This is a genomic window from Maribacter chungangensis, assembly GCF_042676845.1.
In the GTDB taxonomy this organism is placed as follows: domain Bacteria; phylum Bacteroidota; class Bacteroidia; order Flavobacteriales; family Flavobacteriaceae; genus Maribacter; species Maribacter chungangensis.
Genome location: NZ_JBHTHY010000003.1, coordinates 1,141,261 through 1,168,119 on the forward strand (window position 1 = coordinate 1,141,261; position 26,859 = coordinate 1,168,119).

The following is a 26,859-nucleotide window of genomic DNA, read 5'->3' on the forward strand; positions in this document are numbered from 1 at the left end:
AAGATGATAATGATAAGAACATATACACTATTGGTTTTAGTTGTCGCTGGAGTTTACGGTCGTGCCCAATCTGTAGAGAAGGGTCTACTTAAAGTCAATGCGCTGCTACCGGGCCTCTCTTACGAGCTGGGTATAGCGGATAAGGCTACCTTAAATTTTGATGCGGTTATTGGGTTTGCGCTAAACGGCGGCTCGGGTAGAAGTACTGAATTTGGTGTTTACCCTAGTGTGCAGGCAGAGTACAGGAACTACATCAACTTCGATAGGAGACTTCGTAAAAAAAAGAACGTTTCCGGTAACACGGGAAATTATGTGAGTTTGTTAAATCAGTTCCAATTCGGTGATCCTTTGGTCGGAGACTTGGAATTTAGTTCCGATTTTTATTACAATATTGCGGCGGTCTACGGTATCCAAAGAACACGGCCTAAGGGATTCTATTGGGGCCTAGCTTTTGGGCCCGGTATTTTTGTAGATGAATTTGATACAAATGTGGGCTTACTTGTCGATGCGAGATTGGGCTGGGTCATAGGCCGATGAAAAAGTAACGGATTTCGCCATTAAACCCGCTCAAAATCAGTAAGATAAAAAATCAACAAGATTATGCGTGCGTGTATAAAAATGAAGTATCTTTGCACGCCTAAAATAGACCTTAATGTCCAATACAAAAAACATCGCAATTATTGCCCACGTTGATCACGGTAAAACCACCTTGGTCGATAAAATCATGTACCACTGCAGCCTTTTTCGCGAAAACGAAAATACGGGCGACCTTATCTTGGATAACAACGATTTGGAGCGCGAACGCGGGATCACGATAACGTCGAAGAACGTTTCCGTAATTTACAAGGACACCAAAATTAATATCATAGATACGCCAGGTCACGCCGATTTTGGTGGGGAAGTAGAGCGTGTATTAAATATGGCGGATGGTGTTTTGTTACTGGTAGATGCCTTTGAAGGCCCAATGCCACAAACACGTTTTGTGTTGCAAAAGGCAATTGACCTTGGATTGAAGCCATGTGTGGTTATCAATAAAGTTGATAAAGAGAACTGTACTCCGGACGAGGTACACGAAAAGGTATTCGATTTGATGTTCGAATTGGGTGCAGAGGAGTGGCAACTGGATTTCCCCACGGTTTATGGTTCTGCCAAGAACAATTGGATGAGCGAGGATTGGAAAAACGAAACGGATAATATAGAACCGCTTTTGGATATGGTTGTGGAACACATACCAACATTTAAACCGACCGAGGGAAATACTCAAATGCTGATTACCTCCTTGGATTTCTCCTCGTTTACGGGTAGAATAGCCATTGGAAGGCTAACAAGAGGTTCTTTAAAAGAAGGGCAGCAGATTGCCTTGGTGAAAAGGGATGGTAGTATCGTGAAATCCAAAATCAAGGAACTTTTTATTTTTGAAGGATTAGGGCGCAAGAAAGTACAAGAAGTGGAAACAGGAGATATTTGCGCGCTTGTTGGTGTAGAAGGATTTGAAATTGGGGATACGGTAGCGGATCTTGAAAATCCGGAAGGATTAAAGACTATTGCTATAGATGAGCCAACCATGAGCATGTTGTTCACCATTAATGACAGTCCGTTTTTTGGACAGGACGGTAAGTTCGTTACTTCACGTCACATTAATGATCGATTAAAACGCGAGCTGGAAAAGAATTTGGCCTTACGGGTCAACGAAACGGATAGTGCGGATAAGTTTTTGGTTTTTGGTAGAGGGGTTTTACACCTTTCCGTTTTGATCGAAACCATGCGTCGCGAAGGGTATGAATTGCAAATTGGACAACCACAAGTAATTATCAAAGAAATAGATGGCGTTAAATGTGAGCCTATCGAAAGCTTAACTATCGATTTACCCGAATCAGTTTCTGGTAAAGCGGTTGAAATGGTTTCTATCCGTAAGGGAGAAATGACCAGTATGGAGGCAAAGGGCGATCGCATGGTGTGCGAATTCCTGATTCCTTCTAGAGGAATTATCGGGTTACGAAATCAGTTGTTGACCGCCACCGCCGGAGAGGCCATTATGGCGCACCGTTTCTTGGAATATCAACCTATGAAAGGAGATATTCCACAACGCCAGAACGGATCTTTGGTATCTATGGAAAAGGGAAAAGCGATTCCTTATTCAATTGATAAATTACAGGATAGGGGTAAGTTTTTTGTGGATCCGGGAGAGGATATTTACGAAGGTCAGGTGATTGGGGAAAATTCTCGTGGAGATGATATGACCATCAATATCACCAAAACCAAAAAGTTGTCCAACGTACGTTCTGCAGGTGCGGACGACAAGGCCAAAATTGTTCCGGCAATTAAATTCTCTTTAGAAGAGGCTCTGGAGTACATTCAGAAAGATGAGTATGTTGAGGTAACACCTAAGCATTTAAGATTACGTAAAATTTTCTTGACGGAAAATGAACGTAAACGTAACAAGATTGCATAGGTTCATATTTTTACGAAGTATTTAAGTATAAAAAAACCCTGACTTGTTCAGGGTTTTTTATGCTTTTTCTATACGGGTCAACTAGTCTATGGGTGCTTGGTGCAAAGCCGCCGCCGCCGCACCGACTATTCCTGCAGAGTTCCGTAATTCTGCTGGAACAACAGGAGTTTCAATAGTAATACGGTGTTTAAATTCCTTAAAGTTTTTAGAAGAACCACCGCCTAAAATAATGAGTTCCGGTGCAACGATGAGCTCAACATATTTTAGGAATTTATTAAAGCGCTTGCCCCACTGGTCATAGCTTAGCCCCTCACGCTCCTTGGCAGAATCCGCGGCCCATAGTTCAATTTTTTTATACTTTTTATACGGAATCTGTCCCAGTTCAAAATTAGGGATCAACTCGCCGTTCCAAAATGCCCCACTGCCCAATCCCGTTCCAATGGTAATCATCACCACTAGTCCGGTTTTTCCTTTTCCAATACCGTAGTTCATAGTGGCATATCCGGCCGCATCCGCATCGTTAATAACCGTGACCGGTAAGCCAGTAGCATTACTGAACAGCGATTTAACATCCATCCCTAGCCATTTCTTGTGCAGGTTGCCAGGAGATTTACAGATGCCATGCTTTATAACGGTAGGAAAACCAACTCCAACAGGACCTTTATAGTCAAAGTGTTTTACGATTTTTGCCACCACTGCGGCCATGTCCTTGGGTTTTCTTCCCTCAGGGGTTGGTATGCGGTGCCTTTTGGTCAACATTTCTCCGGTTTCAGAATCTACCAAGGCTCCTTTAATACCGGAGCCGCCTATATCAATACCGAGAACTTTCATGTAATTTTTATTTTTTTTGAATACGCGCAAAGTAACAAAAAAGAATTGGCACTTGAAATTTGTCTAAGATTCAAAGAGGTTTGGAGAAAAGGTCTAGGAACAAAAAAGGGCCACCATGGCCCCTTTGAAACGTTGTTTGATCCAAAACTAGTTCAATAGCTTTAAGGCAATAATAGTATTAACGGTAATTTCTTCATCCAGGTCATCCATTTCAGTTTCGCTGGTGTAGGTAATTTGAAAGTCGCTGCCAATAAATTCATCCGAGGTAAGATCATACATTTTCTTGGCATCTTTAGAAAAGTGGCTAAATTCATTGGTATAGCCATCCGTATCCGTAAAATAAAAAATACCGTCTTCATAAGCGTCATAAGTAGCGGTAATGGTTTCTGTCTCTTGAGATAGCTTATTGGACAGCGAGGAGACTACGAGCAACAAAGAAATAAATAGTGTTTTCATACGATGTTTGTTTTATGTTTTACTTATTTTTTTGAATGGATTCCGCCCTCTAGATTAGCTTGGAATTATCGGAGCAAATGAACTAAATAAATGAATACAAAAATTATTTTATCATGAATTTTTTTTACCTTGAACCATGAGGTTTAAGTGTTTGTTTTTAAGTGGTTTATAAAGATTTAGTCCCTAGGTAGATTTTTTAAATAAAATCCTTTTTGTTTCAAAAAACAGATTACATTTAACCTAGCATTATGAAGTTATGGGAAACAAAGGTGATTGCTCGCGGAAACACAAAAATCACTATGCGGTACAGGTTGCAGCGTACAAGTATCTAGGCTACCTTTACTACATGCGAAATAAATGGGAGCATTAGTTAAAAAAAGGTTGTCTATTCTGACCACAGATACCACGGCACTGCGAATTTAACCAGAAAGTATGGTTGTAAGACAAATTAACGATCGTTGGTTTACAATATCTGGTTGCAAATACCGGTTTTGGGAATTTACATTGCATTTTTAAAATTATGGTCAATGAATCTTAAAGACGGGGTAAGGACCTCGGACAATAAAGTATCCTCGGAGGCCAGAAGACTTAGCGGGATGGTAAAGGATCTTGGTAAGACACTGGTAGATAGACTGGAGTGTTACGAGGATATAATTAGTTTGGAAGTAGGGGATACGGGATTAAACCGTGCCAAGGCTTTGGAGCGGGAATTTGATTTGCGTCAACTTTATATCAAATATGAGGGCGATAACCCTACGGGCACACAAAAGGATAGAATTGCCTTCGCCCAATTGTATGATGCCCTTAGGCGGGAATATACCGTGGTGTCGTTGGCCACCTGTGGTAACTATGGTGTTGCTATGGCCTTGGCGGCAGATTTGGCCGGTATTGCCTGTAAAGTGTATATTCCTGAAACCTATCATACGGACAGGGTTCAAGAAATGAAAAACCTGAATGCCGAGATTATTCGTCTGCCCGGCAGCTATGAAGATGTTGTCCGGGCCAGTACGGCACATGCTAACGAAAATGGTTGGTACGATGCCAATCCCGGTGGTGCGAACACGCCATTACAGATTTCGGCCTATGCCCAAATAGCACAGGAAATTTTTGAGGATTTAGGAGATGCCCCTAAATATTGTGCCGTGCCCGTGTCCAACGGTACTTTGTTCGCAGGAATTTACAGGGGTTTTGTTAGCTTGTACAAGCGGGGGAAAACATCACGTGTTCCAAAAATGATAGCGGCCTCCTCGTCGTATAAAAATCCGATCATACAATCTTTTTTGCAAGGTTTGGAACACTGTAAGGATTTGAATCCGGAGAAAATAAAAGAGACGGTCTATAATGAACCCCTTATCAATTGGCATAGTTTTGATGGAGAAGAAGCGTTGTACGCCTTAAAGGAATCCGATGGGAGTGCCTACAATATCAGTGATAAAAAACTACGGGAAATGACGGCTCTTTTGGCAAAAAAAGAAGGGTTTAAGATACTGCCGGCATCGACCGCCGGCTTGATCGGATTATTGGAGTTGGACGAAAAATTAAACTTGGAGCCGGACCGTTTTGTTGCGGTACTTACGGCAAAACACTAAAAATAAAATGATGAACAAAAAAGTTATAGATGGTAGGGCATTGGTCTATTGTGAAGGTGCTTTCAATACACCATACGGAAAAACGGCCCACGGGCTTGTTCGTTTTACGGAACGGTATGAGGTGGTCGGGGTTTTGGACTCCAAGTACCAAGGGCAAGATGCAGGCGAGGTGTTGGACGGAAAACCGAACGGGATGCCTGTTTTTAAGGATATCGAAACCGCAGAAGCTGCATTGTTGGCCTTAGGCACTATGCCAAACTATTTTGTGGTAGGGCTTGCCCCTGATGGCGGACGCTTGCCGCCTACTGCAAAAAATGTGATCAAAAAGGCATTGGCGTACGGATGGAACGTAGACAGTGGCCTACATGATTTTCTGACCAACGACGCGGATTTAATGGAGGTGGCAACTAAAAATAACTGTCAGGTACGGGATATTAGAAAAACACCGGATCGTGATACGTTACATTTTTTTACAGGAGCTATAGAGAAGGTCGACTGTCTAAAACTAGCGATTCTAGGAACCGATTCCGCCCTCGGAAAACGTACCACTGCTTGGATCTTGGTCCATGCGTTCCGGGCGGCCGGTAAAAAAGCCGAAATGGTTGGTACTGGCCAGACCGCTTGGATGCAAGGGGCTAAATACAGTATGGTCATGGATAGTTGTATTAATGATTTTGTTTCCGGTGAAATAGAGCATGCCGTGGTAAGTGCCTATGAAAATGAAACCCCGGATGTTATTGTAATCGAAGGGCAAGGTAGTTTAATGAACCCTGCCTATCCTGGCGGATTTGAAATTTTAGCTGCTGGTAGACCTGACTACGTCATTTTACAACATGCTCCTACTCGTGTTGAGTACGACGGATTCCCGGGCTATAAAATGCATTCGCTACAAGAACAGATAAACGCCATACAGGTGATTTCCGGTACGGAAGTGATCGCCATTACCGTGAACCATGAAGGAATGGCTAAGGATGCTATTCCCGAGGCCTGTAGGCAGATTACTTTGGAAACGAATCTTCCTGCCTTCGATGTTTTGGAATACGGAGCGGCCGAATTGGTGGCATTGCTAATGGAGAAAATAAAATGAGAATAACCAAAATATCCTACGAAAGAATAGATTTAAAACTAGCCGTTCCCTATACCATTGCATACGAAACCATTGATAGGACCACGAACTTTATCCTTAAAATAGAGACCAACGGTAAATGGGTAGGTTATGGTTGTGCTGCACCCGACCCAGTAGTTACGGGAGAAGCGCCAAAAGATGTGGAGCGTGCTATTGAAAATGAGATTACGGATTATTTGATCGGTAAAAACCCATTTACTTATGCGCTTTTGTTAATGGAGTTGAAACAACGACTGGGCAAAAGGGCATCCTCTTTAGCGATGGTAGATTTGGCCTTGTTCGATTTAATCTCTAAAAAGGCAGAGGTTCCTTTGTATAAGTTCCTAGGAGGATATAGAACTAGTATTCCTACCAGCATCACCATAGGTATTTTGTCCTTGGAGGAAACTATGAAGCATGCAAAGGAATATGTGTATCAAGGTTTTTCCATCTTGAAAATAAAGGGAGGTAGTGATTTGGAAGAGGACGTAGCCAAAATGAACGCGTTACATAGTATGTATCCGAACGTTACCTGGCGGTTTGATGGTAATCAGGGGTATTCCGTAAGTGATTCTATTAGTTTTATAAAGGAAACAGAGGCTATTGATCTTGAAATGCTAGAGCAACCTACCATAGTGGGAGCGGAGGAGCATTTAGGACAGGTGACCAACAAAGTTACTACGCCCGTAATGGCGGACGAAAGCCTAAAAACATTGGCAGATGCGTTTAGGCTAGCACAACATAAACGGATTAATATGGTAAACATAAAACTTCAAAAAGTAGGAGGAATCATGGTGGGTATGCATATTAATTCGGTGGCAAAATCAGCAAATTTACAAGCTATGGTGGGTTGCATAGACGAATGCGGTTTGGGCATCGCCGCCGGTCTTCATTTTGCCCTTTCCAGACCCAATATCATGTATGCCGATTTAGATGGCCATTTAGAGTTGGTAAATGATCCGTACAAGGATATTTTCACCTTACAAAATGGTATTTTATTTCCAACTGAAAAATACGGTCTGGGCTATGATGGCTAGGGTTTTCTTTTTTTTATAATTTGAATTTATGAACTAAGGAAAAGCTCCCCTCTTTGAAAAAGAGGGGAATGAATCCGCCTATGGCGGAGGAAAGGGGATAACTTCTTCAGTATAAATATTGTTGCGATATTTATATGGTTGTTGATCAGTAAATTTTCACTTTATCGGCTCTCCCCTTTTGATAAAGGGGAGAATGAATTTCGCTTGCGAAAGAAAGAGGGGTTCGACCCGTTAAATTGCTCACCACCACCTCCCTTTGAAAAAAAGGGAGGAGCTTTTTTTAGTTTGCTATAATTTTGAATTATATAACGCAGGAAAAGCTCCCCTCTTTTTCAAAGAGGGGAATGAATTCCGCTTGCGGAAGAAAGGGGAGATTTCTTGATCTGCGGGCTGGTTGCTTTTGCTAGGATGTTTCTAATGTGTTTTGTGATTTTAATTGCTAAGGCGGTCAAGTGTTTTACTTCTCTTGCAATTTGATTTTTGAATTTGTGTTTGTATTTGTGTTTGAATTTGAATGTTCGTCAAAGCAGCCCCGAAGCGTGGGGTCATCCCTCCGTCACTTTGGCTCATTTTACCTTCGGAAAAATAGCTCAGCGGGACCTATACCTTTCTTTCCCTCTCTCTCTCTCTCTCTCTCTCTAATACTTCGCTCGTCGGAGGCTAGGAAAAAAAAGGGAGAATCCAAATAACTTCGCTAATTTATCAAAAGCTTACTGCTTATCACGGAAAGCGAAATGCGCTCAGCGCTAATCTTCCAACTCCTGAATTAAATTCGCAACAAGTGCTGTCCACCCCGTTTGATGAGAAGCTCCCAAACCACGTCCGTTTTCACCGTGAAAATATTCGTAGAACAAAACTAGATCTTTAAAATTAGGATCCGTATACTGCTTTTCGTGCAACAAGTTTATCGGACGTTTTTCGGCGGCATCCTTTTCAAACATTTTGATAAGCCGTTTACTGATTTCATTGCTTATCTGATGAAGGTCCATTTTGATTCCGCTTCCCGTTGGATATTCAAATAGCATCTCTTTTCCTCCAAAAGTGTAGTATTCCCGTAACGATTGGATAAACAAGTAGTTCATGGGCATCCATACAGGGCCGCGCCAGTTGGAATTACCTCCAAAGAGGGATACCGTAGATTCCGCCGGTTCATAGTTAATGGAATAATCTACACCTTCTATATTTACACGATAGGGTTCTTCATGTATTTTGGATAGCGAACGGATCCCAAACGGACTCAAAAACTCTTTTTCGTCCAGTAAACTTGATATCAACAGTTGTAAGCGGTCATTTGGAACTAAGGAAAGAAGAAGGTCTTCCCCGTCTTCAAACCCTTGTATGATGGGGAATTTTAGATTTTCCATACGGTACTTTTTAAACCAAAGAATACTCGCTTTAAACTTTGGAAACATGGCCAAGGTTTCCTTGGTTATGGTAAGAACAGCGGCAAGGGATAGCATGCCGGCAATGGAACGTATCTTAATACGCGTAGCGCGTCCGTCCGGCAGCACTAATCTATCGTAGAAGAAACCTTCCTCGTTGTCCCATGTTCCCTCGTGCTCGGTGTCTATTTTGTTAAGGGCTTCGGCAATGAATACAAAATGGCCAAAATATTTGGTAGCCATATCCTCGTAGGCATCGTCTACTTTAGCGATTTCCAAGCTCATTTCTAGCATATTCAAACAGTAGAGTGCCATCCAAGCGGTACCATCTACCTGTTCCAAAGTACCATTGCCAGGAACGCCATGGCTACGGTCAAAGACCCCAATATTGTCCAATCCTAAAAACCCTCCCTGGAATACATTTTTTTGGTTGCGGTCCAATTGGTTTACCCACCAGGTAAAATTCAGGGCCAATTTGTTGAACATTCGTTTAAGGAACTTGATGTCTCCGACACCTGTTTTTTCTCTGTCGGTCTTAAAGATCCTCAAGGCGGCCCATGCTTGTACAGGAGGGTTCACATCGCTAAAATTCCATTCGTATGCCGGTATCTGTCCGTTGGGTGCCATATACCATTCTTTTGTAAAAAGCAACAATTGCTCTTTGGCAAAACTGGGATCAATTAAGGCAAAAGAGGCACAATGAAAGGCGGAGTCCCAAGCCGCATACCACGGATATTCCCAAGCATCGGGCATGGAAAGGATATCGTGGTTCCTAAGCGTTTTCCAAGAGCTGTTACGTCCGGTGAGTCGTTCTTTTGGTGGTTGGGAGTTTTTAGAATCGCCCTTTAGCCATTGTTCTACTTCATAATTGTAGTATTGCTTTGTCCATAAGAGTCCGGCCATGGCCTGTTTAAAGATCAGTTTTTTATCCTCGTTGGCATGCGGCCCAAATTGCTCGTAAAATGTATCACATTCTTTTTTTCTGGTAGAAAATAGGTTCTCGAACGCAGCTCCAAAAGGAGATTCCAATTCTTTGTCGCTCAAACGAAGCAGCACGGAGACCGATGCCCCGCCCGCTATATTTTTTTGGTATAAAGGCGCAAACTTGGTGCCTTGGTCATTTTTGGTAGCTAGCGTATAATCATTGTTACAGACGGCTTTATGGAACAGGTCTTTTTTGAACGGATGTTTATTTTTTTGTAGGTAGATGGCCTCTCTGTTGGTTTCGTTTTCGGTAAATAAAAGTTGGTCCGCTTCCTGAAAATACAAGTGGTAGTCGCCCACATAGGGATGCTCAATTATAGCTGAAACCAAACCGTTTTGTACACTTTTTTTTATAATGGGCTTTTTGGGCATTTCTTTGAACGTCCAATGATTTCTTAGCGTTACGGTGGGAAGGAGATGGATTTCCGCTGTTTCTTGGTTTCTGTTATGTACGGTTATTTTTATCAGGATATCATTTTCATCGCCTTTGGCGTATTCCGTAAAAACATCAAAATAGGCGTTGTCTTCAAATACGCCCGTATCCAATAATTCATATTCGAGTTCGTTCCGGTTTCTTTTTTGGTTTTCTGAAACAAGCTTTTCGTAGGGGAATGCCGCTTGTGGGTATTTGTACAAGTGTTTCATATAGGAATGGGTGGGCGTACTTTCTAAATAGTAGTAGAGTTCCTTTACATCCTCGCCATGATTTCCTTGCGGGCCTGTTAGTCCAAAAAGGCGTTCCTTTAAAATAGGGTCCTTACCGTTCCAGAGTCCTATGCCAAAACAAATATTCGAATACCGGTCCGATAGGCCGGCGATACCATCCTCTCCCCATCTATACGCCCTGCTGCGGGCATGCTCGTGTGGGAAATAATTCCATGCGTCTCCATGTGCGCTATAGTCTTCCCTAACCGTGCCCCATTGTCTTTCGCTAAGGTAGGGACCCCATTTTAACCAGTCTTTTTTGTCCGTATCTTGCTCTTGAAGTCGTTTGGCTTCCTCGTTTTTTATGCTCATAAATTGGAATAGGGATTTTTAAGTTAGTAGTCTCAGTGAGCAGTTTAAAGGAGTAAAAAGTAATTAGTAAAAGTAAAAGTTTGATTATGCTTTCAAATCTAGTTCAATTTATATATTTTTTCCGGTTTCCGGTTTTTCTACCGTCTACCCTCTAAAAACTACCAACTGATTTAAACCGCTTTCTGAACTACCTCAAAAACACGGTTTGCATCGCATTTAATGGTTTTGGACGGGTATTTTAAAATAAGCGCATAATCATGGGTGGCCATTAATATGGTGCGTCCGGATTTGTTTATTTCTTGTAGTACTTTCATTACTTCCACACTGGTTTGGGGATCTAGGTTTCCGGTAGGTTCGTCCGCCAGAATAAGTTCCGGGTCGTTTAGGAGTGCCCTGGCTATGGCGACCCGTTGTTGTTCCCCTCCCGATAATTCATGCGGATACTTAAACCCTTTGGTTTTCATACCTACCTTTTCCAATACGGCTTCTACTTGAGAATTCATTTTTGCTTTGTCCTTCCAGCCGGTGGCTTTCAACACAAATAACATATTTTGATTGATGTTCCGGTCCGGCAACAGTTTAAAATCCTGAAAAACGATGCCTAATTTTCTACGTAGAAAGGGAATATCGCTTTCTTTCAAAGTTTTTAGGTTGAAATCTACGATGCTTCCTTCCCCTTGTTTTAAGGGCAGGTCACCATACAGGGTTTTCATGAAACTACTTTTTCCGCTTCCGGTCTTGCCAATAAGGTATACGAATTCGCCTTTTTCAACATGTAGGTTTACCTCGTTCAGAACAAGACTTTCTTTTTGGAATATAGCGGCATCCTTTAACTCTAGAACAGTGTTTTCCATAGTGCAAATGTTGATATAAAAGTAATAAGTTCCTAATGATAGTAACGAACTGTTTTACAAATTCTTTTCCTTTGTTATTTAACACACATACTTAGGCACATTATTTGCCGTTATCCCTAGTGATACGAAAGTGCCACCAAATAGTTAGAGAACGCTATGCTTAAAAATATTCTAGTTTACTTTCCTTTACTTGTAGGGGTTGTTTGGTCTTCCAGCGCACAGGAAACCAAAATCTATACCCACGAACAAAAAGAATTCCAAGATGCCCTTGCCTTGTACAACAACGAACAGTACCAAGCTGCGCAAACCTTGTTCCGAAAGGTAAAATCCAGTACGGAGAACGAGGAGGTGGCCGCCAACAGTGCTTATTATGCCGCAAATGCCGCAGTACGTTTAAATCAGCAGGGTGCGGACCGTCTAATGGAGGATTTTGTGGAAAAATATCCTACGTCTACCAAACGGAATTCCGCCTTTGCAGATGTGGCGGAGTATTATTTTGATACCGGTAAATATCCCTATGCGCTTAAATGGTACAATAAGGTAGATCAGAGCGCCCTTTCCCGGGGCGAAATGGAGAAATTTAATTTCAACTATGGGTACTCCCTGTTTTCGTCCCGTAAAACCAAAGAAGCGGAACGCTATCTCTCCAAAGTGGCAAATTCTCCCGTTTATGGCTCTCAGGCCAAATATTACTTAGGCTATATTTCTTATAAACAAGATGATTACGAAAAGGCCAACGAACGTTTTGACCAGATTACCGATCAAGACCTTTTAGAGGAGAAGCTAAGTTATTATCAGGCAGATATGAACTTTAAGCTAGGTAAGTTCGAGGAGGCCATCGCGCTAGCGAAAAAGCAATTGCCAAAATCTGATCGTAAGGAGGTATCGGAATTGAACAAGATCATTGGCGAAAGCTATTTCAATCTAAAACAGTATAACAACGCCATTCCCTATTTGGAGGCCTACAAAGGTAAAGGGGGGAAATGGAACAATACCGATTTTTATTTATTGGGCTATGCCTATTACATGCAACAGGATTATGCCAATGCGGTACAGCAGTTCAATAGAATTATTGATGGCACCAATAGTGTATCCCAGAACGCTTATTATCATTTGGCGGAATGTTATTTGAAACTGGATAAAAAGCAGGAAGCTCTAAACGCCTTCAGAAACGCATCCCAAATGGATTTTAGTCCGGAAATTCAAAAAGATGCTTTTCTAAACTATGCGCGTTTAAGCTACGAGGTAGGAAATGCCTACGAACCGGTACCGCAGGTGATTGCCACTTATTTGGATACCTACCCCAACGATGAGCACCAAGAAGAAATGCAGACCCTCTTGGTAGACTCCTATATAACCTCCAAGAATTTTGCGGGGGCCATGGAACTTTTGGAAAAGAACAGGGGCTATGCCAGCAAGGCTACCTATCAAAAAGTGGCCTATTACAGGGGTATAGAGCTTTTTATGGAAACCGATTATACCGGTGCATCGGAAAATTTGGAAAAGTCCTTGAAAAGTGCTGAAGATCCTAAATTTCGTTCACGAGCGCAGTATTGGAAAGCGGAGGCAGATTACTTATTAAATCGTTTTGATGCCGCTGCCGCTGGATTTTCATCCTTTAGACAGAACGCTTCCGGAGTGCTTCAGGCCGAATTGCCGGACGTAGATTATAGTTTGGCCTACGCTTATTTTAAACAGAAGGATTACGACAAGGCAATTACTTATTTTTCCGCATTTACGGAAAAAGGGAGCGATGCCGTAGAAAAATTGAACGATGGCTACCTTCGCCTAGGCGATAGTTATTTTGCTACAAGTAAGTATTGGCCGGCCATCGAAACCTATAATAAGGCCTTGGCGCTCAGCGGCCCGGAAAAGGATTATGCTTCCTACCAAAAGGCCATGAGCTACGGTTTTGTGGGCAGGGGGGAAACGAAGATAGAAGGTCTTGAAAACTTTGTATCCGACTATGCCAATTCCAGGCTTAGGGACGATGCACTTTATGAACTCGGTAATTCGTACGTAAGTGCAGGAGAGGAAAGCAAAGGACTGCAGGCCTATGATCGATTGATAAAGGAATTTAGGGCGAGCAGTTTGGTGCCACAGGCATTAATGAGACAGGGTTTGGTGCACTATAACAGCAACCGAAACGAAGAGGCACTTGCAAAGTTTAAGACCGTGGTTCGGGACTATCCTAAAAGTCAGGAAGCGATACAGGCCGTTGCCACCGCCAAACTGGTGTATGTAGACCTGGGTCGTGTAAACGAGTATGCCGCTTGGGTAGAAAATCTGGATTTTGTTGAGGTAACGGATGCCGAACTGGACAATGCAAATTTTGAATCGGCCCAAAAACAGCAGCGAGACGGAAACACCGATGCCGCCATCCGTGGGTATAAAAAATATATCGAACAGTTCCCGAACGGGCTTAATGCCATTGATGCTAATTTCAGTCTGGCGCTATTGTACTTTGGAAAAGGCGAGAAGGAAGCGGCCCTTCCATACTACAAATATGTTGCGGATAGAAATACCGGTGAATATGCGGAACAGGCCTTGGCACGGGTATGCGAGGTGTATATTGGACAACAGGATTATAGGACGGCGGTGCCGTATTTGTTAAAACTGGAGGCTAGGGCAAACATACAACAGAACAAGACCTTTGCACAAAGCAACCTGATGAAAGGGTATTACGAGCAAGGAAACTACGATCAAACCTTGGCCTATGCCGATAAAGTTTTGGCAACCCCAAGTATAGACGACCGTATTAAGAGCGATGCCCAAATTATGATCGCCAGATCTGCCATGGCCACCAACAACATGGATAAGGCAAAATCCGCTTATGCGAACGTTTTAAAAATAGCTTCGGGAGCTACGGCCGCGGAGGCACTTTATTACGATGCCTACTTTAAGCATACCGAGGGCGATGCGGAATCTTCCAATATTGCGGTGCAGAGATTGGCCAAGGATTACGCCTCCTACAAGGAATGGGGCGGCAAGGGACTGGTACTGATGGCCAAGAATTTTTATGCCTTGGACGATGCCTTTCAAGCGACCTATATCCTGGAGAGCGTAATCACTAATTTTGAACAATTTCCGGAAATAGTTGCCGATGCAAGGGGAGAGCTCGCCATTATAAAATCCAAGGAAGCCCAGCGCAACTCCTCGGTAAATCCAAATCAAGATTAATGTACCAAAGTAATAGAACACGTATGTACAAAAATATACTCGTAACAACAGGTGTCTTGTTCTTAGGTTTGTTGTCCGCAAGTGCCCAGGACGATAAGAACGAGGAAGAGGGGCTAGGAACGGAGACGGTTACCGTCACCAAGGCATACACCCCAACGGTATCCGATGCTTTTAAAATAAAGTCTGTCCCTAATCTAAACGACTCTATCGTTTTACAAAAGAAGCCGATTAGGTATAGCATCTTTTCTGTGCCGGTGGCATCGACCTTTACACCGGCTAAAGGAACCGCATCAAGAGTGGAGCGAACACCACCGCCTGTACTTTTTAACTCGTACGCGTCTGTTGGAGCAGGGAATTTTGGGAATGTAAATGCCGATTTTTACACCAATAGAACCATAAGTAGGGACGAGGACCTCACCATAGGACTTAACCACCATTCTACCCAAGGCGGTATAGAAGGGGTGCAGTTGAACGATAGGTTTGCCAGTTCCAGACTGGATGCCGCTTATAAAATGCGTGATCGCGATTATGATTGGGGTGCGGATGTGGGATTGCAGCATAAATATTACAACTGGTACGGTCTGCCCGACGGCGTTTTTGACGATGCGACCATTGCGACCATAGATGAAGGTCAAAATTATTTTATGGGAGAGGCTTCCGGGCATTTTAATCTGGAAGATTCTTTTTTTAAGGGGGTAGACGGAAAATACCGCAGGTTTTGGGATTCTGCGCAATCTGGTGAGAACCGCGCTATCCTAAATGCTGCCTTTGAGTTTCCTCTAAATGATGAGCTTTTTGAAGTTGGGGCAAATGTGGACTACGTTGGCGGTAGTTTTGCAAATACGAGTTTGAACAGTACGGTGAACGAGGGTGGTATAGATTACGGCCAATTACAGGTAGGTATACGTCCCAGTTTACAGATGTTGCGAGACGATTTATCCTTGAACCTAGGGGTGAATTTGGTTTATGGAATGGATTTGGAAAATAGCGAAGCTAACTTTTACATTTATCCGGCCGTAACCGCTTCGTACCGTTTATTGGAGGAAACCGTGATTGCGTACGGCGGTATTACCGGAGAACTGCGACAGAATTCGTTTCATGGTTTTGTAGCGGAGAATCCCTTTGTATCGCCAACCTTGAGCATTGCGCCCACCGATAGTCAGTATAATGGCTATGTAGGTGCAAGAGGCCAGTTGATGCCTAATTTAAGCTATAACGTAAAAGCATCCTATAGTGCGGAAAATAATCGTCCGTTATTCCGTTTAAATCCACAAAACTTGTTTAGAAACGATGACCGTGGCTATTATTTTGGCAACTCGTTTGACGTGTTCTACGACGATATAAAGACCTTTGGGATATTTGGCGAATTAAATGTAGATGTAAACCGAAACTTTACCTTGGGCGTGAACGCACAGTTAAACGAATATACCACCGAAACGGACAACCCCGCTTGGAACTTACCTAAAATACAAGCGTCCCTGTTTATGGATTATCATATCGGGGAGCAGTGGTTTGCCGGGGCCAATTTGTTCTATGTAGGTGAGCGTGAGGATTTTTCTAGTATTGCTGCGGAAAATGTACTGCCATCGGATTTTCTTGCCACACGGATTACCTTGGAAGGATTTTTTGATGCCAATGCGCATGTTGGCTATCGCGTAAACGACCAATTGTCCCTATTTGTAAAGGCTTCCAATATTGCCAACAACAACTATCAGCGTTGGGCCAATTTCCAAGTGCAAGGACTCCAGGTGTTGGGTGGGGCAACCTATAAGTTTGATTTTTAAACGATTTCAATAATACGATTTAAATCCCCATACCTGTAAAGGAATGGGGATTTTCTTATTTTAGGGGTGTATAATGTACTCCAATGAAGTCCAGCGTTAATTTATTTTTCCTGTGTACGATGCTTCTAACCGGAGGTGTTCAAAATGGACTGGCCCAAAACCTGGTTAAAAACCCCAGTTTTGAACTATTTATAAATTGCCCTCAAAAATTGGGAAATTTAGATAGCGATGTAGCACATTGGTCAACCCCTACCGCAGGCTCTACGGACTATTTTAATGGGTGCAGCAAGGCCATGGGTACGCCCAAAAATTTCAACGGGGAGCAACCCGCGCATTTTGGTGTGGGCTATTTAGGCTTTTATTTTTATGCGCCCGACGATTACAGGGAATATATACAAGCCCAACTTACCGAAACCCTTGTAAAGGGCGAGACCTATACCGTATCCTTTTATGTAAGCCTTGCAGAACGGTCGGATTTTGCTATCAGGGAGTTTGGAGTTCAATTTGTAGAAAATCCAGTTCATGTGGATACCAGAAAGACCCTATCTAGAATGCATTTATCCAGAATACAAGGAGATATCTCTAATTATTTTGACATAATATATGCTGATTTCTACTCTGACAAAGAGGATTGGGTAAAGGTGGAAAAGGAGTTTGTTGCCAACGGTACGGAAAATTATTTGCTTCTCGGCAATTTTAAGAACAATGCGAGCACCCAAAAGTTTCGAACAAAGCGAAATGTTACCAAGGGTTCCTACTACTATGTGGATATGGTTGCCGTTCTTCCGCAGAATCCTGAAGCGCATAGCCGTTTAGCTGTTATTAAAGGTGAAAAAACCTTTCAATTGGATAGCATCCATAGGTTTAAAAATCTGCTGTTCAGGTTTGATACCTTTGAGCTTTTGGCCGATTCCAAAAAGGAACTCGATGAAATTGAAGCTTATTTGACCCTGCGAAACAATTTAAAAATAGAAATAAACGGCCATACCGATGCCATTGGCTCCGCCCGTTATAACAAGCTGCTATCTATAAACAGGGCCAAGGCGGTAGCAGCGTATTTAATAGCAAAAGGTCTTGATAGTTCTCGGGTATCTTATAAAGGCTACGGAAGTGAACTACCGGTAATGCAAAATGGCACACCCAAAGGTCGCCAGGGCAACAGGCGTGTAGAATTCCGGATTACGGAATAGCTTTGCCAACCTGAGCTTAGTAATCCGAATAGGGCGTGGGGTAAAGAAGCATGATATCCGCTTTTTTCATATTGTTTTTGTAAAAAGGATCATTTTTCAAGGCTGTCCATTTCTCCGATTCAAAAAACGTCTTCCATAGTTCATCTCTTTTATCCATAGAAGAAAATGTGGTCATATACATCAGGTTTGGCATACGGTCTCCGGAAATAACTTCGGCATAGAACACCGCATTAAAGCCTAGGCTGTCAAAAAGTGCTACTTCGCCACCCTGGTTGAACATGTGTACTTTGTTTTTGTAGGCCGCCTCCGTGGGCGATTCATAGCTACGGAGTTCATAGACTCTGCTTGCCCGTGGCCCTTCGATATTAGAGGGTATCATTTTAGGCATATCGGTAAACGCTCGCATTAAAACAGAAGTAATATTTTCATAAGGCGCATTATCGTGCGTTGCCTCCAAATAGGTTTTGCCATCGGCTAAATGCGCTTTGTCCCTAAGTAAAAAATCTTCCAATGCTTCAAACTGCAGCAAAGAATTGAAGGGAATAAGAACATAGATCTTATCAGCTTTAACATACTTGGAGTTGTGCAGTTTAAACACACCAACGGAATTGATTCCATAACGCTTCAGTGAAGGTAAAAAGGCCTTCTCCAGGTAAGAATCCACCAGTTGCTCTTGCGCTTCATTCTTTAGGGTGTACGTTTTTAGTTGATAATATTCCCTTTTATCCTGCGCAACTAGGTTTGTTGAAAAAAGGAAAGCAAACAATAGTGCTGATATGACGGTACTACTTAAAAATCTCATAAGTGATAATCAATATGTTTTACGTAAGTAATCAAAGTTACTAAATAGGTATACATAAATTGATTATTCGAAAACAGAAGTGTACATTTCGGTATTGTGTAGGAAAACATCCTACCTTTACAAAAAGCGATAAAATGGACAAGAATTTAGCCGTACTAATCGATGGGGACAACATCCCATCGGCCTATATAAAGGAAATGATGGAAGAAATTGCCAAGTATGGCAACCCCACCATTAAACGTATTTATGGGGATTGGACAAACCCGCGTTTGGGCAAATGGAAAAATGTGTTGTTGGAGAACGCGATAACGCCCATACAGCAATACGGGTATACCCAGGGTAAGAACGCTACGGATTCTGCAATGATCATTGATGCCATGGACGTGCTGTACTCGGGCAAGGTAGATGGTTTTTGTATCGTTAGCAGCGATAGTGACTTTACACGTTTGGCAACAAGGCTAAGAGAAGCGGGGATGCAGGTATATGGCATTGGAGAGCGGAAGACGCCAAATCCGTTTATAGTGGCCTGTGACAAATTTATTTATCTGGAAATTCTTAAAGATCAGGGAGAGGAAGAAGCTACGGATACCGATAAATCCAAACCAAAGACCAAGAGCAAGGTAGACAAAATTACGGCAAAGGATTTACGGTTTATGGCCAACACCATTGACGATGTTGCCGATGACGACGGATGGGCATTTTTAGGCGATGTAGGGAGCCTGCTCCAGAAGAAACAACCTAATTTTGACGCTAGGAACTATGGTTTTCAAAAGCTGACCCCGCTTATTAATAGTATACCACATTTTGAAATTGAGCGCAGGGAAGATTCAAAAGGGCGCAAGAAACTTATTTACGTTCGTATAAAGGAGAAGAAGAATAGCCGCTCTTCAAAATCCTAAATAGTTTTTTTTCGTAAACGCGATTACCACGGAATAATTTTATAAATTCCACGTTGTAAGGACAAACGTAAAACATTTTCAAGATGATAGGACGATTTCAATTTTTATTAGGATTTTTGGTTTTTCTTTTTGGAACGAACCAAGGTGTATTTGCAGCACCGGACAATCAAGTTGTAGTTTTGGAGTCTATTACCAATGATAAAGGACCTTTAGGGGTCTGGGATTATGAGGTAGAAGGAACGGAGGACGCGTATCGAAAAGGAGTACTTTTTGTTCGGATGGAGGACGGAAAGCCTATTGTTGAGGTGCATCTGGGCAATGGCGTTCTTAATGGGCAGGATGTACAATTAAAAGGGGATACCTTAAAGTTTATTGTAAATATTGATGGTGTAGAACGGGTTTCCGTTGTTTTGAACGCAGAGGACGACACCATACTTGGCCAAGCCTCTTCTGCTCAAGGTAGTTTTACGATTAAAGGAACTAGAAAGATGCCGCCCGAATAAAGGTACTACCCAAGTTTATACATTTTAAAAACATCCGTTGGTTACACATCGGATGTTTTTGATTTTAGCATGATGCCAAAAATTAGAGGTGGGGCGGAGCTAATTGAGGTTCCCGTTGAATGTTTCTAATTTAAAATATCCAAAACCAAGGTTATGGATTCTATGAATATGGGGAGTGGGATAATACTAGTGATACATTTTCGCACTTTAGTCCGATTAAAATATAAAAACCCGAAGTGCTTAAGTCGATTATAAAACGCGAAGGGTTTTATAAGTAATTATTTACTTTTCAAGTTGGGATGATTATTCTTTATATTTTAAATGCAGAATATTGGGTTTTAAAAAACCCTAACCGAGGAAGGTTAGGGTTTTTTACATAAAATAACGGCTATTAATACCCTGGATTTTGTTGGATGTTAGAGTTTCCTGCAATTTCATCAATTGGAATTGGTAGGGTGAACCTACTATCCGGTGGTGACAACGAGCATGCATCGTTAATCGCACAGTCTAAAGGATCTCTTACAATGCCTTGACCAGCTCTTTCCCCTAGTCTTTTGATATCTTTCCATCTATGGCCTTCAAAGGCGAATTCTATGCGTCTTTCGGTTAGAATATCATTGAAAGCTTCTTGACTGTTTGCATAAGAGGGTAAAGCCTGTGCCGTGCCAAATCTCGCATCCCTTAGTTCCTTTATCAATTCGGCGGCACCTGTTAAATTACCAGCATCCGCTAAGGCTTCGGCATTTATCAAAAGCATTTCCGCAATTCTAAACACTTTTAGATCGTTAAGCAGTGGTTTTTCATTGCCCTGATATTTTCCAACAATTAGAATATCATCGTTAATAAAATCTTCGGCATTAACGTAATCTGCACTTATAACGGAAGTGGGTTCAACATTAACCTCATAGCGCACATCATCTTCATCCATTAAGTTGAATAACGAGCGGCCAATTTCAAAATATGGTGAACCCTCAATAGTTGAGTTCACAAATGCAAAATTAGCTCCAGCCCAACCCCCTGCAAAAGCACTGCCGGTGGTTCCCTGTCCATCATAATCATCGTTGATCGTACGTTCTAGTTTAAAGATTACACCGGTATTGTCTTCGTCCTGAAAAACGTTTTTGTACGCTTCTTTATCTGCCAAAGGATATTTCTCCAAAAGTTCCGATGCAAATTCGGAAGCTTGTGTGTAGTTGCCTCGGTATGCGGCCATCCGAGCTCTAAGCGCTGTTACAAAATCTTGACTAACAAAGGTTGCATTTGCTTCTTCTGTCAACAAATTTTGAGCTTGCTCCAAATCACTGTTTATAAATGCAAATACTTCGGCATTGGTGCTTCTTGGTAGTTGTTGGTCCGGTGTTGGAACAAAATCGTACAAAATTGTTGCTAATGCACTATCATCTGTATAATCCGTGCTGTAATAAGAAATCAGCTGAAAATAGGCAAAAGCACGAAGCGCATAGGTTTGCCCTAAAATATCATTATAATTAGCTTCGGCAGGTATAGTTTCCGCCGCAGCTAAAATACGATTGGCTGCATTTATAGCGTCATTATAATTAAACCAAGTGGCTCTCGCTATTGCGCTATTTGGATTAAGTATAAATCCATAAGTACCGTCTCCTATACCTTGGCCGCCATTATCAAAACCTATGGATAGCTCGTCGGTAAAAACAGCATTGAACTGAATTTCAGGGGTTATATCAAATTCGTTATAAAGACCCAATAGCCCCAAATTTAAATCGGAGACTGTTGTGAAAGCTGCACCAGCGTCTAATCTGCCGGGTTGATCTATATCAATGGCATCGTTGCACCCAAAAAGGGCGATTGCCAAGCCTATCAGTAAATATTTACTATTTTTCATATTGTTATTATTAGTTCTTTTATGAATTAAAATCCAACTTGAATACCAAAACTATAGGTCTTAGGTGTTGGATATAACCTAAACTGTGTTACATCTGTTGGGTTGTTCACCTCAGGGTCAAAACCTCTCCAATCGGAGAATGTAAGGATATTTTCTCCGTTAAAGAATAATTTAAGGTTCGTTAATCCGGTACCGTTCAAAAGTTTTGTTGGAAAATTATAGCCAAATTGGGCAAAACGCAATCTCAAGAAATCTGCACTCCTTAAGTACCTGGATGAATCAAAACTTAAACCAAAATTGGTAGCATCCAAGGATGGGATGTCCGTGTTTGTATTATCGGGTGTCCATGCTCTCTGTAAATCCCTTGAGTGTCTAAATTGCCCAATATTCGTAGGATTTTGAAATCCAGCCAAATCGTAGTCAAAGCGATCAAGACCAACTGCATAGTTAAATTGAGTTACAACGAAAAAACCTTTGTAATCTGCATTGAAACCAAAACTACCTTGAAACTCTGGAAAAATATTCTGAGAGAACCATACCCTGTCTGTATCTACATTAGGCTGTTCGGTTACTGTTCCGTCTGCGGTCAAGAATTGGAGGTTTCCGTTTTCTGGATTAACCCCATTGTACCTATATGTATAGTATTCGAAAATACTACCACCTTCTCGATATCCAAGAGGTGCTCCGGAAATATCGATTATACCATCCTCTGTTGGTAAATCAATTATTTCTTGCTCGTTGAAAGCTCCAACGGCGTTCAGGGTTAGGTTGAAACCATCATTTCCGCCTCGCACAACATCATAATTGGCATTGAATTCGAATCCTCTATTAACGAGTTCTCCCGTGTTCCTGCTCAAGTTGGTCTGAGCATTGATTGCGGAAATAGGGGTGTCCAAAAATAAGTCTGTTGTGGTTCTTACGTACGCATCTACGCTACCTCTCAAACGGCGGTCAAATACTTCGAAATCTATACCCACATTGGCTTGGGCGGTTGTCTCCCAGGTAAGTTGATTGTTGCCAATTCTATTTAAAAGCAATGAGTTGGCAGCTCCATATCCAGAACCAGTAGCGTATAGGTCCTTGGTTAAGTCCGGAGAATCAAAATATATTCCTGGAGTGCCAAAATCTTGTGAGATATATTGGTTTCCTGTTGTTCCGTATGACCCTCTTAATTTTAACTGATTGAACACAGAACCTTCCATAAAGTCCATATTATGAAAGTTGATGCGGCCTGATGCGGAGTAGAACGTACCCCAACGATTGGTATCCGAAAAGCGATAGGATGCATCACGCCGTAAAGTGGCAGAAACACCATAAATTCCATCATAATCATAGTCCGCAGCACCAAAATAGGAAAAGAGGCCTGCATCCAAAATATTAGCTCTAACCGTATCTACGTAAAAATCGTTGTCTGGATTATCTCCAATAAATGCACTACCATCGCCAGGCGCAAATGTCAAAGGATTTAAACCTTGCTGTGTATAGCCAAAAGTTTGGAAATGTGCCTTAAAGTATTCCATGAATGCACCAACGTTCAAAGAATGCTTGCCAAATTCGGTATTGTAGTTTAACGAAGTAGTCTGGTTGTATGTGAACTGACGAATGACATCTTGGTTCTGCGTTCCCGAAGGATCTTTTCCTTGGGCGAACAGAAGTGCATTAAATGATTCTGGTCGCTCGGATTGAGTGCGGGTTTCATCTCTGTAGTCACCACTCATTACAACTTTGGCGGTTAGGCCTTTTGCCAGTTCATAGCTAAGATTTAAACTTCCCAACAACTGTAACTCGTTCTCTCTTCTATAATTATTTTTTTGTACGTCTATTAGAAACAATGGTGTATTTACGAAAGATAGAGGACTAAGTAACGAAGCGCCATCCACATAATCATCAGGAGATATGTAGGGTGCCGCTTGGAAGGCTCCTAATATAGGATTACGGTTTATACCGCTCCCCCCAATGTTATTTGGTTCGTTGGATTTGGCAAAATTAATACCTAAACTAACTCCATAACGGAATTTTTCATTTTTTGATTTACCGTTTGTATTGTTGCGAATATTAAATCGCTGTAAATCACTGTTAAGGAGAATTCCATCTATATTAGAATAGCCAAAGGAAGTAAACTGACTCACATCCTCGGAGCCACTTGTAAGTGTTACCGTGTGGTTTTGGGCCACACTACTGCTAAAGAAATAATCTGCCCAGTCCGTTGTTGGGGTGTTTGCGATTTCCGCATCAGTAAGACCGGCACCCCTGCCTCTACCTACTAAATTTTCTAAACGTAGCTGCTCAGGGCTGCTCATTAAATCATAGTTATTGCCCTGAAGCGTAGAAACTCCAAGCAAACCTGCATAGGAAATCTTAAGGCCTTCATTAAAGTTTCCTTGACGAGTTTTAATCAAAATAACCCCATTTGCACCCCTATTACCATAAATGGCGGTTGCACCGGCATCTTTCAATACAGATACAGAAGCAATATCGTTAGGGTTTAAAGTTCTGAAAACACCGGCATCTGTTGGTACGTCGTCAATAACGTATAAGGGCTCGGTATTACCGTTAATGGAAGCCTGACCACGAATATTCACTGATGGCGGGGCACCTGGTTGGCCTGTTGATGCCAAAATATTGACCCCAGCTACCTGTCCGGCTAATGTTTGTAATGCATTTGCATTGGGTCTATTTTCAATGGTTTCGGATGCAATTGTCTGTGATGCAATGCTTGATTTTTCTTTAGTTGAGGTTCTGTAACCCATGATGACAACTTCCGCTAGGGTCTCTGCATCATCTTCCATTTGAACGTTGACCGTGTTAGAGGCACCAATGGTAAGGGTTACAGATTTTTGACCAATGTAGCTATACCGAAGTTGCTGCCCCGTTGCAACACTAATCGCATAGTTGCCATCAAAGTCTGTCTGAGTTCCTTTTGTAGTGCCTACTATTACAACGGAAACACCAGGTAGTGGCATATTATTTTGATCCGTCACAGTTCCGTTGACCGTTTTTTCCTGCGCAAAGGACAGGTGAACAACAAACGCTAATAATAGCGTAAGAATCCCTCTTGTTTTTGTTCTCATGTAAATCATTTGAGTGTTAGTATTAATTTGAGTTAGAAATCTGTCTAGTGAGAGCCGACATCCTTTTATTTCTTGATAGCTAATCCAAAACGAAAATGAAACACCAAAACCGATAATGTTTTTGATGATGTCGACTCCTCTAAACCTTTATTCTGAAAAAGTAATCTCAGAGGAGCCGTTGTATGATTACTTCCGACCTAGATTAATTTCAAACCGATTTAAAGTAACGTTTACTTCGATTATATCTATTTGAATGATAGTTCTTTGTAATAAATAAATAGAATTAAGACTATTTTGGCAAAAAAGTCACAGATGTTAAAATTTAGACAAATAGTCGCAGGTGGTATAGGTCATTAAGGTTTCGTGATTATTTAGGAATGTATAATCTAGCATCAATGACCTTTTTTGGCTTCAGATAAGTTAAATTTATTAACTATTTTAAGCGATTTTGATCGGGAATACTATCACAATTAGATCAGAGGTTGGACTTGTTCCGGGTGTTTTTAGGATAGAAACGTTAATTGTACGTTGTGTCTATTTGTTTAAAACAGGTTCTTGGGTATGTATAACTAAGGGTTCGTAAGATAATGGGAAAAGCCTATTATACTATGTGTAATGCTGATTTTGGCCTAGCCAAGAAGGTTTAAGGTGTTGGATTAGCATTAGGCAATGGTAGAGAACTCCTTTATGTATTTCGCAGGCGTCATACCTTTTCTTTTTTTAAACGCACGGTAGAAAGATACCTTATTGTTAAAACCGGATTCATATATCAAGTCCACTACAAGGTGTACGCGATCTGGATTGCGTTTTATTATCCTAACACTTTCATTTATTCGATAGTCGTTGATAAATTCATAAAAATTCTTATGAAATTCTTGGTTTATGACCTGCGATAGACTGTACCTATCCGTGTTAAGGGTTTCGGCAAGGGTTTGAAGGGTTAGTTTGTGGTCTAAAAATAGTTTGTCCTCCTTCATAGCCTTAACCAACTGCTCCTTTAAGGAAAATAGCATGTCCTTGGTTAAACCGCTATTCTTGTATTTTTCTTCGTTATTTTCTTCTGTCGTGCTCTGCGGTGCAGCATTCTTGGGAAATAGAATGTTTAAAGAGCCGAGTATCAGTATAAACGAGGAAAAGCAATAAGCGGCCAAATATTTGGAAAGGAAATCATAAGCAAACACGGTGTCAAACTCTGCTCTAAATATTTTGATTACCAATAGAAAGGCAAAATAACTTATCAATAGTTTTGCCCATGTTTTTGATAATTGATTGGCAGATTTCTCGTAACCATAGTATTCCCGGATCAATAATAAAAGATAAAACGAAGAGTATATACTTTTTACCCAATTATTGGTCAAAAACGTTAGTATGAACCAAGAGGGGGAGTACTTAGAGGAATCATAGTCCATATCCACATTCCCAATAATGGAAAGTAGTAGCAGGGATACCGTAAAGATTATATAATGCCGTAAAGTTGATGTGTAAGAAATGTTCGTATTACCCGGTCGTGCTTTGCTTTTAAGATATAGATGAAGGGATGGTCCCCATAAGAAAACAAGACTTTTGTAAAATGGTACTTTGGGATCGTAATGCATCGCTTCCCACCAATCCAGTGTCAATTCTATTAGTATAAGCGAAGTGGTTAAGGTGAAAATTCCCAAAAAAACATTGAAGGTTTCTTTTCTTCGATAGCTTAGAATTAGATAACCGCTAAGTATAAGGCCCAATACACCTATAATACCAAAAAAAGCAGTTTGAACATTGTCCTCTATTCCACTCCCTAAACTCCTTGAAGTGTAAGCATCCAAACTATTCTTAAATGCTGTAAATCGAACAAAAAAGTCTGAGAGGAGTGTCATATA

18 protein-coding genes are annotated in these 26,859 nt (G+C 41.5%); 10 read left to right on the forward strand and 8 right to left on the reverse strand.

Going from position 1 to position 26,859, the window contains the following annotated elements:
- Nucleotides 1-9: 9 nt before the first annotated feature.
- A complete protein-coding gene (locus ACFQZJ_RS04810) occupies nt 10-537 on the forward strand; it encodes a hypothetical protein (RefSeq protein WP_379932689.1) in 528 nt (175 codons plus the stop codon).
- 115 nt (nt 538-652) lie between these two features.
- A complete protein-coding gene (gene typA, locus ACFQZJ_RS04815) occupies nt 653-2,452 on the forward strand; it encodes a translational GTPase TypA (protein WP_379932691.1) in 1,800 nt (599 codons plus the stop codon).
- Between the two features lie 81 nt (nt 2,453-2,533).
- On the opposite strand, the gene ppgK is transcribed toward typA, so the two are convergent.
- Nucleotides 2,534-3,283: a polyphosphate--glucose phosphotransferase gene (gene ppgK, locus ACFQZJ_RS04820; protein ID WP_379932693.1), complete on the reverse strand. Its 750-nt coding sequence runs from the start codon at nt 3,281-3,283 to the stop codon at nt 2,534-2,536.
- A 147-nt stretch (nt 3,284-3,430) separates the two neighbouring features.
- Entirely contained in the window at nt 3,431-3,739 is a 309-nt protein-coding gene (locus ACFQZJ_RS04825) for a hypothetical protein (RefSeq protein ID WP_379932694.1), read from the reverse strand.
- A 527-nt stretch (nt 3,740-4,266) separates the two neighbouring features.
- Here ACFQZJ_RS04825 and ACFQZJ_RS04830 point away from each other — a divergent pair.
- Genes ACFQZJ_RS04830 through ACFQZJ_RS04840 form a run of 3 tightly spaced genes read left to right on the forward strand, consistent with a single transcriptional unit; the run spans nt 4,267 to nt 7,470 of the window.
- Nucleotides 4,267-5,328 (forward strand): pyridoxal-phosphate dependent enzyme, encoded by a 1,062-nt coding sequence (locus tag ACFQZJ_RS04830; RefSeq protein ID WP_379932695.1) that lies wholly within the window; start codon nt 4,267-4,269, stop codon nt 5,326-5,328.
- Nucleotides 5,329-5,335: 7 nt separating this feature from the next.
- Nucleotides 5,336-6,415, forward strand: coding sequence for a DUF1611 domain-containing protein (locus tag ACFQZJ_RS04835; RefSeq protein WP_379932696.1), 1,080 nt, complete (start codon nt 5,336-5,338; stop codon nt 6,413-6,415).
- Nucleotides 6,412-7,470: a mandelate racemase/muconate lactonizing enzyme family protein gene (locus tag ACFQZJ_RS04840; protein WP_379932697.1), complete on the forward strand. Its 1,059-nt coding sequence runs from the start codon at nt 6,412-6,414 to the stop codon at nt 7,468-7,470. Before ACFQZJ_RS04835 ends, ACFQZJ_RS04840 begins: the two co-directional genes overlap by 4 nt.
- 746 nt (nt 7,471-8,216) lie before the next feature.
- Here ACFQZJ_RS04840 and ACFQZJ_RS04845 read toward each other — a convergent pair.
- Together ACFQZJ_RS04845 and ACFQZJ_RS04850 are read right to left on the reverse strand one after the other, a co-directional pair.
- Nucleotides 8,217-10,853 carry an MGH1-like glycoside hydrolase domain-containing protein gene (locus tag ACFQZJ_RS04845; RefSeq protein ID WP_379932698.1) on the reverse strand — a complete coding sequence of 879 codons (2,637 nt, stop codon included), beginning with the start codon at nt 10,851-10,853 and terminating at the stop codon, nt 8,217-8,219.
- A gap of 170 nt (nt 10,854-11,023) precedes the next feature.
- A complete protein-coding gene (locus ACFQZJ_RS04850) occupies nt 11,024-11,707 on the reverse strand; it encodes a cell division ATP-binding protein FtsE (protein ID WP_379932699.1) in 684 nt (227 codons plus the stop codon).
- 156 nt (nt 11,708-11,863) lie between these two features.
- On the opposite strand from ACFQZJ_RS04850, the gene ACFQZJ_RS04855 reads away from it, so the two are divergent.
- From ACFQZJ_RS04855 to ACFQZJ_RS04865, 3 genes are all read left to right on the forward strand, one after another.
- Nucleotides 11,864-14,887, forward strand: coding sequence for a tetratricopeptide repeat protein (locus ACFQZJ_RS04855; RefSeq protein WP_379932700.1), 3,024 nt, complete (start codon nt 11,864-11,866; stop codon nt 14,885-14,887).
- Nucleotides 14,888-14,910: 23 nt separating this feature from the next.
- Nucleotides 14,911-16,671, forward strand: coding sequence for a TonB-dependent receptor (locus tag ACFQZJ_RS04860; RefSeq protein ID WP_379932701.1), 1,761 nt, complete (start codon nt 14,911-14,913; stop codon nt 16,669-16,671).
- Nucleotides 16,672-16,754: 83 nt separating this feature from the next.
- Nucleotides 16,755-17,861, forward strand: coding sequence for an OmpA family protein (locus ACFQZJ_RS04865; RefSeq protein WP_379932703.1), 1,107 nt, complete (start codon nt 16,755-16,757; stop codon nt 17,859-17,861).
- A gap of 16 nt (nt 17,862-17,877) precedes the next feature.
- Here the strand turns inward: ACFQZJ_RS04865 and ACFQZJ_RS04870 are convergent, their stop codons facing one another.
- Nucleotides 17,878-18,663 carry an NIPSNAP family protein gene (locus ACFQZJ_RS04870; RefSeq protein WP_379932704.1) on the reverse strand — a complete coding sequence of 262 codons (786 nt, stop codon included), beginning with the start codon at nt 18,661-18,663 and terminating at the stop codon, nt 17,878-17,880.
- 134 nt (nt 18,664-18,797) lie between these two features.
- Between ACFQZJ_RS04870 and ACFQZJ_RS04875 the strand changes: the two genes are divergently transcribed.
- Both ACFQZJ_RS04875 and ACFQZJ_RS04880 read left to right on the forward strand, forming a co-directional pair.
- The gene (locus ACFQZJ_RS04875; protein ID WP_379932705.1) at nt 18,798-19,562 is read left to right on the forward strand and encodes an NYN domain-containing protein; all 765 of its coding nucleotides are present in this window, start codon (nt 18,798-18,800) and stop codon (nt 19,560-19,562) included.
- A gap of 83 nt (nt 19,563-19,645) precedes the next feature.
- A complete protein-coding gene (locus ACFQZJ_RS04880) occupies nt 19,646-20,065 on the forward strand; it encodes a hypothetical protein (protein ID WP_379932706.1) in 420 nt (139 codons plus the stop codon).
- A gap of 391 nt (nt 20,066-20,456) precedes the next feature.
- On the opposite strand, the gene ACFQZJ_RS04885 is transcribed toward ACFQZJ_RS04880, so the two are convergent.
- From ACFQZJ_RS04885 to ACFQZJ_RS04895, 3 genes are all read right to left on the reverse strand, one after another.
- Nucleotides 20,457-21,926, reverse strand: a complete 1,470-nt coding sequence (locus ACFQZJ_RS04885) for a RagB/SusD family nutrient uptake outer membrane protein (RefSeq protein ID WP_379932707.1) — start codon at nt 21,924-21,926, stop codon at nt 20,457-20,459.
- Between the two features lie 26 nt (nt 21,927-21,952).
- Nucleotides 21,953-24,997 carry a SusC/RagA family TonB-linked outer membrane protein gene (locus ACFQZJ_RS04890; RefSeq protein ID WP_379932708.1) on the reverse strand — a complete coding sequence of 1,015 codons (3,045 nt, stop codon included), beginning with the start codon at nt 24,995-24,997 and terminating at the stop codon, nt 21,953-21,955.
- A 662-nt stretch (nt 24,998-25,659) separates the two neighbouring features.
- Nucleotides 25,660-26,856, reverse strand: a complete 1,197-nt coding sequence (locus ACFQZJ_RS04895; protein ID WP_379932709.1) for a helix-turn-helix domain-containing protein — start codon at nt 26,854-26,856, stop codon at nt 25,660-25,662.
- Between the last annotated feature and the right edge of the window lie 3 nt (nt 26,857-26,859).